The 14330-nt window shown below is 62.1% G+C and carries 7 protein-coding genes, 4 tRNA genes and 2 pseudogenes; 10 read left to right on the top strand and 3 right to left on the bottom strand.

What is annotated here, in order from left to right; genetic code table 11:
* Positions 1–71 precede the first annotated feature (71 nt).
* The 5 genes and pseudogenes from E1958_RS02290 to E1958_RS21755 all read left to right on the top strand — a co-directional run.
* Positions 72–147 (top strand) — tRNA-Ala (locus E1958_RS02290).
* A 55-nt stretch (positions 148–202) separates the two neighbouring features.
* A tRNA-Glu gene (locus E1958_RS02285) sits at positions 203–278 on the top strand.
* A 562-nt stretch (positions 279–840) separates the two neighbouring features.
* Positions 841–2673, top strand: a complete 1833-nt coding sequence (gene asnB, locus E1958_RS02280) for an asparagine synthase (glutamine-hydrolyzing) (protein ID WP_133510425.1) — start codon at positions 841–843, stop codon at positions 2671–2673.
* Positions 2670–3794, top strand: coding sequence for a glycosyltransferase (locus E1958_RS02275; RefSeq protein ID WP_133510519.1), 1125 nt, complete (start codon positions 2670–2672; stop codon positions 3792–3794). Before asnB ends, E1958_RS02275 begins: the two co-directional genes overlap by 4 nt.
* A 242-nt stretch (positions 3795–4036) precedes the next feature.
* Positions 4037–5107, top strand: a pseudogene (locus tag E1958_RS21755) (O-antigen ligase family protein); the annotation flags it as partial.
* 184 nt (positions 5108–5291) lie between these two features.
* Here E1958_RS21755 and E1958_RS02265 read toward each other — a convergent pair.
* On the bottom strand, positions 5292–6620 hold the full coding sequence (locus E1958_RS02265) for a capsular polysaccharide export protein, LipB/KpsS family (RefSeq protein ID WP_133510423.1): 1329 nt from the start codon (positions 6618–6620) through the stop codon (positions 5292–5294).
* A gap of 172 nt (positions 6621–6792) precedes the next feature.
* On the opposite strand from E1958_RS02265, the gene E1958_RS02260 reads away from it, so the two are divergent.
* The 3 genes and pseudogenes from E1958_RS02260 to E1958_RS02245 all read left to right on the top strand — a co-directional run bounded on the left by E1958_RS02260 (position 6793) and on the right by E1958_RS02245 (position 9028).
* A complete protein-coding gene (locus E1958_RS02260) occupies positions 6793–7833 on the top strand; it encodes a glycosyltransferase family 9 protein (protein WP_133510422.1) in 1041 nt (346 codons plus the stop codon).
* 77 nt (positions 7834–7910) lie between these two features.
* Positions 7911–8786 (top strand): annotated as a pseudogene (locus tag E1958_RS21850) (glycosyltransferase); the annotation flags it as partial.
* Between the two features lie 165 nt (positions 8787–8951).
* A tRNA-Pro gene (locus E1958_RS02245) sits at positions 8952–9028 on the top strand.
* Between the two features lie 196 nt (positions 9029–9224).
* On the opposite strand, the gene E1958_RS02240 is transcribed toward E1958_RS02245, so the two are convergent.
* On the bottom strand, positions 9225–9746 hold the full coding sequence (locus tag E1958_RS02240; protein WP_133510421.1) for an HPP family protein: 522 nt from the start codon (positions 9744–9746) through the stop codon (positions 9225–9227).
* 283 nt (positions 9747–10029) lie between these two features.
* On the opposite strand from E1958_RS02240, the gene E1958_RS02235 reads away from it, so the two are divergent.
* Positions 10030–10106: transfer RNA gene (locus E1958_RS02235), tRNA-Met, on the top strand.
* A gap of 115 nt (positions 10107–10221) precedes the next feature.
* Positions 10222–13518, top strand: a complete 3297-nt coding sequence (locus E1958_RS02230) for an efflux RND transporter permease subunit (protein WP_133510420.1) — start codon at positions 10222–10224, stop codon at positions 13516–13518.
* 72 nt (positions 13519–13590) lie between these two features.
* Here E1958_RS02230 and E1958_RS02225 read toward each other — a convergent pair whose 3' ends face one another.
* Entirely contained in the window at positions 13591–13956 is a 366-nt protein-coding gene (locus E1958_RS02225) for a hypothetical protein (RefSeq protein WP_133510419.1), read from the bottom strand.
* Positions 13957–14330 lie beyond the last annotated feature (374 nt).

Genomic DNA, 14330 nt, shown 5'->3' with positions numbered 1-14330 from the left:
TGTCCTGGTGGTCAGAAAAATCACTGGACGATCCACGAGCTTAAAAGTTATGATTTTTGATTCCGAATCGAGGGGCCATAGCTCAGCTGGGAGAGCGCAACACTGGCAGTGTTGAGGTCGGCGGTTCGATCCCGCCTGGCTCCACCAATCCTAAGAAGATCCGGTCTGATTCGATGACCGGATTTTTCTGGTAACCAACCTCGTCCCCATCGTCTAGAGGCCTAGGACATCGCCCTTTCACGGCGACAACAGGGGTTCGACTCCCCTTGGGGACGCCAAAAAAACCAAAGGGTTGCGCCGTCTCCCGGCCAGCCCTTTTTTGTTGGCTGTGGTCCGGTGAAGCGGACGCTAGTACCCCATTTCGCCTTATTTTTCGTCCTCAGCGAGGCGAGAAGTGGTCAGATGCGAGGCGCGCGAGCGCAGGAATAGCCCGTCCTCTTTCAAGCTCGCGCAACAACGCAGATGGTCGCTTCTCGCCGCGCCCGAAGGGAGCCCCCCAAACACGGCAAGGCGGCGTTACAGCGCTTGGCAAGAGCGTGAGCTATTCCCCTGCGCGCTGTGCCTTGCCTGGGCGCGTTTGGGGGCTTAAGAGAATGAAAAATAAGGCGAAATGGGGTACTAGGGCGTGTTGACATTTAGAAGGTCCGCGCAGCGGACCCTACAATCAATCAAGTGGTTAGGGTAGGGTCCGCTGTGCGGACCGCTTGAGCTGGACAGGCTTCGCTTTCTCTTAAAAGGTCGCAATCGGACCTGAGAACGACAAATGTCAACAGGACCTAGGCGCATCCCGGACGGGTCGACGATGATGACCCCGATTTCTCATGTGATGGGCTCCATGCCATGTGCGGCATAGCCGGGTATATCATGCGCGACGGCGCCAGGCCGGATCCCCGTGAGTTGGGGCACATGGTCGATGCCCTCGCTCATCGCGGCCCGGACGATCGCGGTATCCACACGCGCGGACCCGTTGGGCTGGCCCAGGTCCGTCTATCCATCATCGGATTGGCGACCGGGCACCAGCCCATGGTGGCGGAGAACGGGCAGCTCGCCCTAGTCGCAAACGGCGAGGTCTACAACTACCTGGAGCTGAACGCCCTGCTCCGCAAGGAGGGATGCCCCCCCCGCACCGGCTCGGACTCCGAAACCATTCTCAACGCCTATGCAATCCACGGCATGGACTTCCTCTCGGAGCTGCGCGGCATGTACGCCTTTGCCTTGGATGACGGCAAGCAGGGCCACACGATACTGGCGCGCGACCGACTGGGGATCAAACCCCTCTTCTACGTGTGCCTGCCGGACAGAATCGCCTTCGCCTCCGAGATCAAGGCGCTCCTCAGGATCTTGCCCGAACGCGCGGAGTTGGTACCGGCGGCGCTGCGACAGTTTCTCCGGAACCAATACAGCAGTGGCGAGGATACCCTTTTTGAGGGTATCAAACGGGTCTTGCCAGGACAGGCGCTGATTATCGACCGAGCACTCAAGATCACGCCCCGGCGCTATTGGTCCGCGGCGCATGTAGCACCGCGGAACCTAGGTCCTGAGGAGGCCCGCGAGGCGCTGGGTCTCCTCATGGATGCCGCCATGCGCGAGCATATGCGCTCCGACGTACCGATCGGACTCTTCCTGTCCGGGGGGGTCGACTCCGCGGTGTTGGCGGCCATGCTCCACGAGTTGGGCGCCGGTCCCGTACGCAGCTTCTCGGTCGGTTTCAGGGACACGACCATGGCTGACGAGCTGGACGCGGCCGCCCGCATCGCCACCCATTTCGGGCTCGATCACACCCCGTTGCGGCTGGATTTAGGGCGTGTCTTCGGGCGTATCCCGCATACCATCTGGGCCGCGGACGAGCTGATGCGCGACTACGCCTGTCTGCCGACGTCTATCCTGGCCGAGACGGCCGGCGAGCATCTCAAGGTAGTCTTTTCCGGGGAGGGTGGAGACGAGGTCTTTGCGGGTTATCGCCGCTATTCTCCGCGTCTGCCTGAACGCTGGTTCAAGGGTATAGTCAGACCCGGCAGCGGGGGCTTTCGGACCCGTGGGCAATGGAGCTGGCATTGGCGGCGGCGTCTATTCGGCTCCGCGCTGAGCACCCTGAGCCGGGTGGAACGGGAGCCCGTCTTACGGGCGTGGCGGGAATCGCCCCCGGCCTGGAGCGACCTCCAACGCCGCCAGTACGTGGACCTGAGCACGGCGCTGCCGGATAATCTGTTGGTCAAGACGGACCGGATGCTCATGGGCTTCGGCGTGGAAGGGCGGGTGCCCTTCCTGGATCACCGGCTCGTCGAGTTCGGCCTGTCACTGCCGGACGGGCTGAAGGTGCGCGGTCACAAGGGTAAGTGGCTGCTGAAGCAATGGGCGGAGACCCGCCTGCCCGCGGGGCACCTGAAGCGGCCCAAGCGCGGCTTCCATGTACCCGTGGGTGACTGGCTCCGGGGCGAGAGGCTGCTCCGACTCGGCGACCGGTTGGTGAGGAATCGCGGCATCCGCGACTGGTTCAAGGCAGAAGCCGTGGGGGAGCTGATCGGTGCCAGTCGGGCCGGACGCGGGGTCTCCCGCGAGCTCTGGGGGCTGATGCAGTTTGCCATCTGGCACCGCCTCTTCATCGAGCAGCCGGGGCTCAAGCCGGCTCCGGACGAGGAAGACCCCCTGGAATGGATCGCGTCCCCTCCATGACCGACCCCGGACGGATCGCCTGCTTCTTCTCCACCTCCGGGCACAGCGGGGTCGACCGGGCCGCCAAGCACCTGATACCGGCACTTGCCCGGCGCGGATATCGCGTCGACCTGCTCAAGGTGCGCCGCCACGGGCCCGAGCTGCAAGAGATCCCGGCAGGCGTCGAGGTCATTGACCTGGGCTCACGCCATACTTATGGCTGTGTGCCTGGAATCGTAGGCTATCTGCGCCGCAAACGGCCGCAGGTCTTACTGTCCGATAAGGACCGGGTCAACCGCACGGCCCTCTTCGCTCGGTTCCTGGCCGGGGTCCGGGCCCGGTTGGTCTTCAGCTCGGGAACGACCATCTCCATCGATTTGGCTACCCGTGGCCCGCTGGAACGCTGGATCCAGAGAAGCTCCATGGGCCGGCTGTACCCTTATGCGGATCGGGTGATCGTTACCAGCGCCGGAGTCGCCGATGACATGGCCGATTACACCGGCCTGGCGCGGGGGCACATCCGGGTGGTGCCATCGCCGGTGGTCCCGCAATCCTTGTTCGAGGTCATCCTGCCGAGACCGGATCATCCCTGGTTCGGCGACCCGAACGTCCCCCTCATTCTGAGCGCAGGGGAGCTCTGCGCGCGTAAGGACTTCGAGACTCTGATTCGGGCCTTTGCCCGGGTCCGTGCCCAACGCCCCTGCCGGCTCATGATCCTGGGACGCGGCAACTACCGCGAGCGACTATTGTCCTTGGCCGGGGAGTTGGGTATTGCGGAGGACTTCAGCCTGCCGGGCTTCCTACCCGAGCCTTATGCCTATATGGCTCACGCGGACTTGTTTGCCTTCACCTCGCGTTGGGAGGGGCTCGGATTCGTACTGATCGAAGCGCTGGCCCTGGGAACGCCTGTGGTCTCCACGGATTGTCCGAGCGGACCGCGCGAAATCCTCGCCGGCGGACGTTATGGAACCCTGGTCCCGGTAGGCGACGACGCACTCCTGGCCGCGGCCATTTCCGCGACCCTTGCCGATCCCCTGCCGAGGGAGGAGCTCAAGCGGGCGGCCCTACCCTACGAGATCGAGGTCAGCACGGATGCCTATCTCGAGGCCATGGGTTTGCCATGTCGATGTCCGGTGGGGTAGCGGCCCCTTCAATGACGAAGACGATGCGCGCCCTAGGAGAAACTATGAATCACGCGAATCCGTGCGAAATTGTCATCCCGAACCGAAGGGAGGGATCTTTTTTGCGTCGATTCGTGCGCTTCGTCGTTTTCTCTTCCGCATCCTGATCTACCACGACAAGCGGTCAGCAGCTAACTTAATGGCATTGGGTTTCATGGGTGAAGATCCGCCTCCAATCAGGCACAGCTCAAAAATTGTAATCGATGTCCTTATTCCAGTGTGATTTCCTCGATCGCAAGGCGGTACGGCAAATCGTCGCCATACTGATGGTGATTTCAATCGCTGTTTCGGGTATTGCGTATTACGAGCTTCATTCCCCTCTTCGCAACGCCATTTTTGTATTCTCGGTGTTGGTGCTCGTGGCCTTGCTCGTCGGTCGTTGCCATCTGGAAACCACTCCTTCGGTACGCTTGTTGAGTGCTGTATTTGTTTTCTACGTGTTTAGCGCGGCTGTATCCAGCGCCATCGTTGGTTTTTCCCGCGAGGCGGTCGATAGCCTGGAAAATTACTCCCATTTCCTGGCCGGCGCTTTCTTGATGCCGTTTTTGGTTCGCTTGCGTCCATCCTATGCCTGTCTTTTGGTCGCAGTGGGTATGGCTTCCTTCGCGAATGGGCTCTATGCGATCTGGGAATTGGCTGAGTTTGGATTCGAGCACCGAGCTGCCGGGAGCAAAGGAAAGGCCATTCCATTCGGTGGGATTTCCATGCTGGTTGCGATGCTCAGCATATTGGGGGGAGTGTATTGGTCCTCAGTGGATTGGTGCCGCTCGTTCTTGCTTTTCAGCGCCGCAGCACTGGGTATATTTGCCAGCATCGCCTCCGGGAGCCGAGGAGCGTGGATTTTTTTTCCTGTGGGAGTTGCCGTCTGTGTCGTTTATCTGATTCAGCGTCACATCGGTTATCGCCTTCGGATCAGTGGTGCCGCGTTGGCGATCTGTGCGGTATTGCTGTTTGCCTTGTCACAAACCGATCTGATCGGCAAGCGGGTCGAGGCCACCTCGAGCGAGATCACGGCCATGCTGTCCAGTGGGACAGACACCCCTGATGCCACTTCTCTCATTGAGCGCAGAGATATGTGGCGTGCGGCGCTGACGGCATTTGCGGAACGCCCCCTACTGGGCATTGGTCTCGGCCAAATGAGCGGGTACTTCGAAGCGGCACATGCCGCCGGCTTGGTGTCCGAATCTATCGTAGATTACAAGCAGTCCGGTTATACCCATACGCATGCGCATAGCGATTACTTCCATACAGCGGCAACCCGAGGGCTTTTGGGGTTGCTGTCATTGGCCCTGATTTATGGTGTGCCATTAGGGTTATCGTTCAGCGCGGCGAGACGCTCGCCAAACGACGATGCGTACCGGGCGAGCGCCTACTCCGGGGTGATGCTCATATCGGCCTATATGACCTTTTCGCTAACCGATTCGGTATTGCATATGAACGTAACGAACGGCTTTTTCGTTATCTTGTGCTGTTGGACGCTGGCAATTTTTGTGGCAGATCCGCGGATTCGATCAGCGAGCGGATGCGCGTTGCCACCCGCTCCAGGGATGCCGGAGAAAAATCCCGCCAGTGGCCCCGGGTCAAGGCGATGAAGTAGAGAAACAGCAAATACTGCTCGACCAACTGCGCATCGAGCGGGCTATCGCTCGCGGTACGCAACACCGCCGGCAGCTCCGCTCTATCGCGGACGGGATAGACCAGGCCATCGAAACCATAGAAGCTCCTGCCGAGCACGATCACAGGCTTTCCAAAGATCAAGCCCTCTATGCCGACGGTCGAGTTCACGGTAATCACGAGCCTAGACCGCGCCAAGATCTTGCGCACGTCGCCGCTGCCGACCCAGATCACTTCCGGATAGGCACGCACCATCGGATCATAGTCGCTTTTTCTCCGGTCAGCCGGATGCAGCTTGATGACGAGGGGTAATCCCGGAGCGACTTCCTGTAAGGCACGACGGACATCCGCTATCGCCTCCTCAAGCCGATTGCCGTATAACGGCGAGTGTACGGTAAGCTGGCTGTCATCCCTGACCTGGAGCGGGAAGAAGGCAAATTCGTGCGGAAGCCTGGATATTTTCGATGGTATCAGCCGGTTTCCCCCTTTGATCGTCTTCCGGTGTCCGATGTCATAGACCGCCTGCCGGAGATAAGCGATCCAGGATGCACGAACACGCCCTTTGCTTGGCCCTTGGGGATGTGGCAGCTGATTATCCCGGTAGGCGACCAGGAGTCTCGCAAGCTCCTGCCTTTGCCCCTCAGTCCATTGGAGGGCCCGGATTTCATCCAGGCTCCACGCACGGGCAAAGGATGAGAAGGCATTGACGCCCATTGCATCGAGTTGGAGGGTGTTGGGAAGATAACCGTTTTCGCCGAAGACAACGGCGATGCCGCGACGACGTGCCAACTGTTCGGCGATCGTCGCGGCCAAGCCGGAGCCATTCCAAAGGAAAATGGCCGCAGGACGGATACGTTCGAAGAAGTGATGGAGCTCACCAACCAACCAGCGATAGTAGGGTACTTGCTTTAGGACGCTTGCCCGGTTGGTTGCGGTGCGAAGCTTCGGGATCAGATATTCGGGATCAATGTCCGCCCCCTCAGGGAGCCGCTCTGCGCTCCCGCAGTGGCGATCAGGGTACAGGGGATGCTGCAACCGCTGCAGCACGCCGCGGCTCTTGTAGCGGAGCGAAAAGAACACCGGGACATACGCGGGACCCAGATATTGGCCGAGCGTGGAAAAATACTGGATCATGCGCGGGCCAAGATCGATGAAGGCGATGGGTCGAGCCATGTCAAGTCGCCTCGATGTGGAGCAAAACGGGCTTCGACCGGATCATTCACCGCATCCCCCGCGATGCTGTTCCTGTGCAAAGGAGCGTAAAAGTAAACCAGAGTCCCCTAGTCGGCAAGCACCGCCGGATGTGTATCCGCGTCCGGTACAGCATTAGCGTCCGATCTGCTGCATGAAGGCTATTCTTCTAGTCCGGCTCTCTGCCATCGGCGATATCGTCTTCGCCTCTCCCTTGGTGGCGACGCTCCGTCGCGCCTACCCGCAGGCCCATATCGCTTGGCTGGTACAGTCGGAATACCGGTCCCTTCTGGAGCACCATCCCGACCTGGACGAGGTCATCGTCTGGCCTATCCGTGAGTGGCGCGCGCTCTGGCGCCGACGCCGTTTTGGAAGGCTCGCCCGGGAGTTCAGGGCCTCCTGTAAACATCTCCGCGCGCGTCGGTTCGACCTGGCCCTGGATCTGCAGGGGTTGCTCAAGAGCGGGCTGGTGACCCACCTCTCCGGTGCGCGCGAGCGCATCGGTCTGGGGTCCCGGGAGGGCAGCCGGTGGCTCATGAGCCGGGTCGTCCCCCGGGGTGGAGACAGCAGGCGTATCGGCTCGGAATATCGCTTTCTGGCCGAGAGCCTGGGGCTGCCGACCCACGACTTCTCCATGGCCGTACCCTATGGACCGCAGGCCGCCGATTTCGCTCGCGAGCTGATCGAGCGCGAGGGGTTGAGCCACGGATTCGCCGTCATCTGTCCCTTTACGACCCGTCCCCCAAAGCACTGGTTCGAGCCGCGTTGGGCCGAGCTCGCGGATCGGCTCCAGGCCGAGCTGGGCCTGCCGGTGGTCATGCTCGGGGGGCCCGGAGACCGGGAGGCCGCAGGAAGTATCCGCAGCCTGGCCGCCGGCGGACCGGTCGATCTTGTGGGCAGGACGACCTTGCTGCAAGCGGCGGCTGTAATTGCCAGGAGCACCCTCCTGGTAGGCGTCGACACGGGCCTCAGCCACATGGGTATCGCCTTCGACCGCCCGAGCCTGTTGCTGTTCGGGTCCACCTGCCCCTACCTGGACACCACCCATGCCAATGCCCGGGTGCTGTATCATCGCCTGGATTGTTCCCCCTGCAAGCGCAAACCTACCTGTAACGGCGCCTTTACCTGTATGCAATCGATCGCGGTGGAAGAGGTCCTGAACGCGGCCGAAAAGCTGTTGGGACAGACGGTTTGAAGATCCTGGGCTTGAAGATCCTGCATGTGGAGGGGGGCCGTAACCTCTACGGCGGCGCCCTGCAGGTCCTCTACCTGATGGAAGGGCTTGCGGACCGCGGGCACCGCAATGCCCTCGTTTGTCCCGCGGGCAGCGATCTGGCACGGGCGGCATCGGTCTGCGCCGAGGTCCATCCCATGGCGATGGGCGGAGACCTGGATCTGCGGCTCATCCCCAGGTTACGCCGTTGCCTCCGGCGCTGCCGACCGGATCTGGTGCACCTGCACGGGCGTATCGGCGCCGATGTGATGGGCGGCATCGCCTGCCGCCTGGAAGGCGTGCCGGTCGTCCATTCGCGCCGTGTGGACAACCCGGAGCCCCGCTGGATGGTTGCCCTCAAGTACCGCCTTCACGATCGGGTGATCGCCATCTCGGAAGGCATCGGCCGGGTGTTGCTGGCCGCAGGACTACCCGCGGCAAAGCTGCGTCTCGTGCGCAGTGCGGTGGATCTAGGGCGCTTCGACCGTCCCTGCAACCGGGAGCGCTTGACCGCCGAGCTGGGGGTCCCCGTACCGGCACGACCGATCGGCATCGTCGCCCAGCTGATCCCACGCAAGGGGCACCGCTTTCTGATCGAGGCCCTACCGCCCCTAGTCGAAGCGTTTCCGCACCTACGGCTACTCATCTTCGGCAAGGGTCCCCTGGAGCAGGACCTGCGTAGGCGTGTTGCGAGCGCGGGACTCGAGGGTCATGTGCAATTCGCCGGGTTCCGGGAGGACCTGCCGGATCTGCTGCCCTGCCTGGAGCTGCTGGTCCATCCCGCTACCCGGGAGGGGTTGGGGGTATCCCTGCTCCAGGCGGCGAGTGCCGGTGTGCCCATCGTGGCCGGCAATGTCGGCGGCATCCCGGAGGCGGTCCGCCATAGACACAACGGATTGCTGGTACCGCCGGGGGATCCCCAGGCCCTGGGGGCGGCGGTGGCAACCTTGCTGCGAGATAAAGGGCTCGCCCGGCAGCTGGGAGCTGCGGGGAAGGCGCTCATGCGCAGCGAGTTTTCCATAGACGCCATGGTGGAGGGCAACCTGGCGGTCTACCGCGAGTTGACAAAACGCGGCTCCGGGAATATTTTTATCGATTCGCGGGGCGTAGCGCAGCCTGGTAGCGCACCTGAATGGGGTTCAGGTGGTCGGAGGTTCAAATCCTCTCGCCCCGACCAATGAAATATGGTTGGATGCCAAGCCGTTTCGGGCCCTGCCCGAGACGGCTTTTTTATTGGCTACCCGTCACTTGTTCGGCGTTATTGGTATGATCCGAGAAGGTGTCTACCACGAAAAACACGAAAAGACACGCAGTTGTCATCCCGACGCAGGAGGGATCTTTTTCCACCGGACAATGCTGAATCTTCAGGATCGCTATAGCCAAAACTCCGGATAGCGGCGGTGTGTGCTCAGGTTGTTTATCAGGAGTCCGACGATGAGCAGGAAGACCGCACCTAGACCCACCGGTACCAAGACGAAGAAGTAACCGAGGGCGTGGAGTTCCTGGGAGCCGATGACGGCGATCAAGGCCGTCGCGCCGCCCGGTGGATGCAGGGTTCGAGTCAGGTGCATGAGTGCGATGGCGCTTGCCACGGCAACGGCCTCCGCCAGCCCCGGGATGGGATGGAGCGCCTGATAGCACAAGACGCCGACCAGCGCCGAGAGTATATGCCCGCCGACCAGGTTGCGGGGTTGGGCCAGGGGGCTGTGGGGCGCGCCGTAGACGAGGACGGCGGAGGCCCCGAACGAGCCGATCATGAAGAGGTTGTCGGTTCCCGTGAGCACGAATCGTCCGAGCAGCCCTACCGTGCCGATGCCCAGGAAGGCCCCGAGCCAGGACCAGAGAATCTCGGCTACCGACACCCGTGGCGGGCCACCCCGCAGAGTAGCTCGCATCTTGCGCAGATACTGCCCCAGCCCTGCGGTGGACCGGGCGGGTTTCGATATGGTTCTCGATGGTGCCGGCAGCGACGCATCAGGCAGGCCAGCGGTCGTGCTTCCCGTACCGGATTCACTCGACTTTACTGAAGGCGGCGTATGCATCGGTCCTGAGGTTGTGTCATTGCATAGAAACGCCAATGGTACTCCGCCGTTCGCTAGGGGGAAAACTGGGGGGAAAATCCAGAGTAAACCCAGGGTTGCATCCGAAGTCATCGAATCATAAAATACTCTATACTATTGCGGGGTGGAGCAGTCAGGCAGCTCGTCGGGCTCATAACCCGAAGGTCGGAGGTTCAAATCCTCCCCCCGCTACCAGATTTTTACGGCTTAGCTCCTAATGGCTAAGCCGTTTTGCGTTCTAGGGTCCTACATATGGGAATTTTGCGGGACCTGACAGCTAGACCGCTGCCCATGACCGCGTCCTGAATCGATGGAACAGGTCATCCGCTGGTCGATCAAGAACCGCTTCCTGGTCCTACTGGGCACCCTGCTGCTGACCGGTTGGGGCCTGGTTTCCGTCCGGCAGGCGCCCCTGGATGCCATCCCGGATCTGTCGGATGTGCAGGTCATCATCCGCACGGGCTTCCCGGGACAGTCCCCGCGGGTGGTGGAGGAGCAGATCACCTACCCCATCACGACCACCATGTTGGCGGTGCCGGGGGCGCGGACGGTGCGCGGCTACTCCTTCTTCGGGGACTCCTATGTGTACGTCATTTTCGAGGACGGCACGGATCTGTACTGGGCGCGTTCCCGAGTCCTGGAGTATCTAAACCAGGCGGCGCAGGATCTGCCCGCCGGGGTTCAACCGCGGCTCGGACCCGACGCCACCGGCGTGGGCTGGGTCTATAGCTATGCCCTGGTCGATTCCACCGGCCGCCACGACCTGGCCCAGCTGCGGAGCTTGCAGGACTGGTTTCTCAAATTGGAGCTCCAGACCGTCCCCGGCGTGGCGGAGGTCGCGACCGTCGGTGGCATGGTGCGTCAGTATCAGATCGTCGCGGACCCGGAGAAGCTGCGCGCCTATGGGATCCCGCTCGCACGGTTGACCGCCGCCGTCCGCGCCGCCAACCGGGAGGTCGGCGGCTCGGTGGTGGAGCTGGCGGAGGCCGAGTACATGATCCGCACCCGCGGTTATCTCCGCGGCCTGGAGGATATAAAGACCATCCCCATCGAGGTCGATGCCCGAGGTACGCCCATCCTGCTGCGGGATCTGGCGACGGTCCAAATCGGTCCCGAGATGCGGCGGGTGGTGGCGGATCTGGACGGCGAGGGCGAGATCACTGGCGGCATTGTCGTCATGCGGTACGGGGAGAACGCCCTGAGCACCATTCTTGCGGTCAAGCGCAAGCTCGATGAACTCAGGGCGGGCCTACCGGCGGGGGTGGAGATCCTGGAGACCTACGATCGCTCCCAGCTGATCCTGAGTGCCGTGGACAATCTCAAGGAGAAGCTGCTCGAGGAGTTCGCGGTAGTGGCCCTGGTGTGCCTGCTCTTTCTGTTCCATCTGCGCTCCGCCTTCGTGGCCATCGTCACCCTTCCCCTGGGGGTGCTGGCGGCCTTCATCGTCATGCGCTATCAGGGCATCAACGCCAATATTATGTCCCTGGGCGGTATCGCCATCGCTATCGGGGCCATGGTGGATGCGGCCATCGTCATGATCGAGAACGCCCACAAGCACCTGGAACGCTTTCGCCGGTCCCACGGGCAGGCACCGGCGGGGAGTGAACACTGGGGCGCGATCGCCACGGCGGCCTCCGAGGTGGGACCGGCCCTCTTTTTCTCCCTGCTCATCATCACCCTGAGCTTCCTGCCGGTATTCGCGCTCGAGGCCCAGGAGGGGCGGCTGTTCGCGCCCTTGGCCTACACCAAGACCTATGCCATGGCCGCCGCCGCCGGGCTGGCGGTGACCCTGGTGCCGGTGCTCATGGGCTACTTCATCCGTGGCCGTATCCCCAAGGAGGAGACCAATCCCCTCAACCGGCTGCTGATCCGGATCTACCGACCATTGCTCCGGGGCGTGCTGGCGGCACCCTGGGCCACCATCCTGCTGTCCGGGTTGATCCTGTGCAGCCTGCTGATTCCGATCTATGGTATCGGTGGCTACCTGGAGCCGCTGAAGTGGCCCTTCCAGGCCGTGGGACGGGTAGCGCCGGAGGGTCCCCACCGGCGCGCTATCACGGCCATCGAAGGTTGGCAGACGGGGCTGGTGCGGCGCTGGCGGGAAGTGACCCGCGGCATTCCCCGGTTGCAGGACCTGGGCTCGGGCCTGGGTTCGGAGTTCATGCCCGAGCTCTACGAGGGCGATCTTATGTACATGCCCACCACTCTGCCGGGCCTCTCCATCGGCAAGGCCCAGGAACTCTTGCAGCAGACCGACCGGTTGATCGCGACCTTGCCGGAGGTGGAGCGGGTCTTCGGCAAGATCGGCCGGGCCGACACGGCCACGGATCCGGCACCCCTGACCATGATCGAGACCCTGATCCAGCTTAGACCTGAGTCCGAGTGGCGGCCAGGGATGACGATTGACAAGTTGATCGCCGAACTGGATCGGACCGTCGATTTCCCCGGCGTCACCAACGCCTGGGTGATGCCGATCAAGACCCGCATCGATATGTTGGCTACCGGGATCAAGACCCCTGTGGGCATCAAGGTTGCAGGGCCGGACCTTAAGGAAATCGAACGGATCGGCAAGGAGATCGAGCGGGTGGTGCTCAGGGTGCCCGGGACCGCATCCGCCTTCTCGGAACGGGTCACGGGCGGGCGTTATCTGGAGATCCGCCCCGACCGCATCCGGGCGGCCCGGGTCGGGCTCAATATCGAGGACATCAACCAGGTCGTCGCCGCCGCCGTGGGGGGAATCAATATTACCCAGACGATCGAGGGGCGGGAGCGTTATCCGGTCAACCTCCGCTTCCCCAGGGAACGGCGCAACGACCTGGTCAAGCTGCGGGAACTGCCCCTGGTGACACCGACCGGCGCCCAAATACCCCTGGGACAGATCGCCCGGATAAAGGTCGTCGACGGGGCGCCCATGCTCAAGAGCGAGAACGCGCGCCTGAACGGCTGGACCTTCGTCGACATCCGGGGTGTGGATGTGGGCACCTATGTCCGCCGGGCCCGGGCCGCGGTCCGTGATCAGGTGCGACTTCCCCCCGGTTACTCCATCACCTGGTCCGGCCAGTACGAGTACATGCTGCGGGCCCAGGAGCGGCTCACCCAAGTAGTTCCCTTCACCCTGATCATCATCTTCAGCCTGCTCTATCTCACCTTCCGCCGCACCGGCGAGGCCCTGTTGGTCATGCTCTCGTTGCCCTTCGCCCTGGTCGGCGGCTTCTGGTTCATATATCTCTTGGACTACAACCTGTCGGTCGCGGTAGCGGTCGGCTTCATCGCCCTGGCCGGCGTGGCGGCGGAGTTCGGCGTCGTGATGCTGATCTACCTGGACAATGCCCTCAAGGGATTCCGGGAAGCGGGCGGATTGAACGGCGCTGCCGACCTCAAGGCGGCCATCATGGAAGGGGCGGTCATGCGCGTGCGCCCCAAGGCCATGACGGTGGCCGTCATCATCGCCGGGTTGCTCCCCATCATGATCGGCCACGGCACCGGCTCCGAGGTCATGCGTCGCATCGCCGCCCCCATGGTGGGCGGCATGATTACCGCTCCCCTCCTGTCCCTGTTCGTAATCCCGGCCATCTATCTGGTGTGGCGGCGGCGGGAGTTTGGGTAGGGACGACGGCGAGTTTCCAGGCGTCGGCTTGCTGCTGATTTCGGGAGTAGTGTTCGAGTTTTCGGCTCAAGATCATAGCTTCAGGATGGTCACCACGAGACCGCCTACGGTCAAGGTAACGGCATATGACCAGATCATGAAACGGTCGATACGCCTGGTCAGTGCCTCGAAGCGCCTGTTCATCTCGTTCTGCAAGATTTCAAAGCGCTTGTCAACGGCATCGAAGCGTTTATCCATCTGCTCCAGGATGGTCTTGATCAGCTCACGCTGGTGCTTGAGCTCTTCCTCCACCCGCACCATCCGCTCGCGCAGCTCGATCTCATAGACCGCCGGCGGCTTGCCCAACGACTGCTCGGCGAGCCACTCCCCGAGGTGCTCCTTGATGAACTGGATGTCTTCGGTGGCAAGGTTCGTGGTATCGGCAGCTGCGGTAGACATGCGATCTCTCTACTCCTCGGCCTTTCGGCTCAAGGTCATAGTTTTAGTATAGTCACGACGAGACCACCCACGGTCAAGGTAATAGCATATGACCAGATCATGAAGCGGTCGATACGCCTGGTCAGCGCCTCGAAGCGTCTGTCGACGACATCGAAACGCTTGTCAATCGTGGCCTCAACGCATATCTGTCGGTGAGCTCTTCTCCATACAGCAACTCGAAGCCGGGTTTATCCATTCGAATAAGGACCGGCAAGGTCTGTGGTAGCGATCCAAAGCAATTCACGCCATGATGATACGCAAAGCGCGACGTCGAAATGACGACATCGAAGCTACCTCGAACAGCATAGCCTGCGATCCACTCTCCAGCTCACGCT

Origin of the sequence: Candidatus Thiosymbion oneisti, from assembly GCF_004359955.1 — a bacterium.
GTDB classification, from domain to species: Bacteria; Pseudomonadota; Gammaproteobacteria; order Chromatiales; family Chromatiaceae; genus Thiosymbion; species Thiosymbion oneisti.
This window is presented reverse-complemented; position numbering and strand designations above follow the sequence as displayed.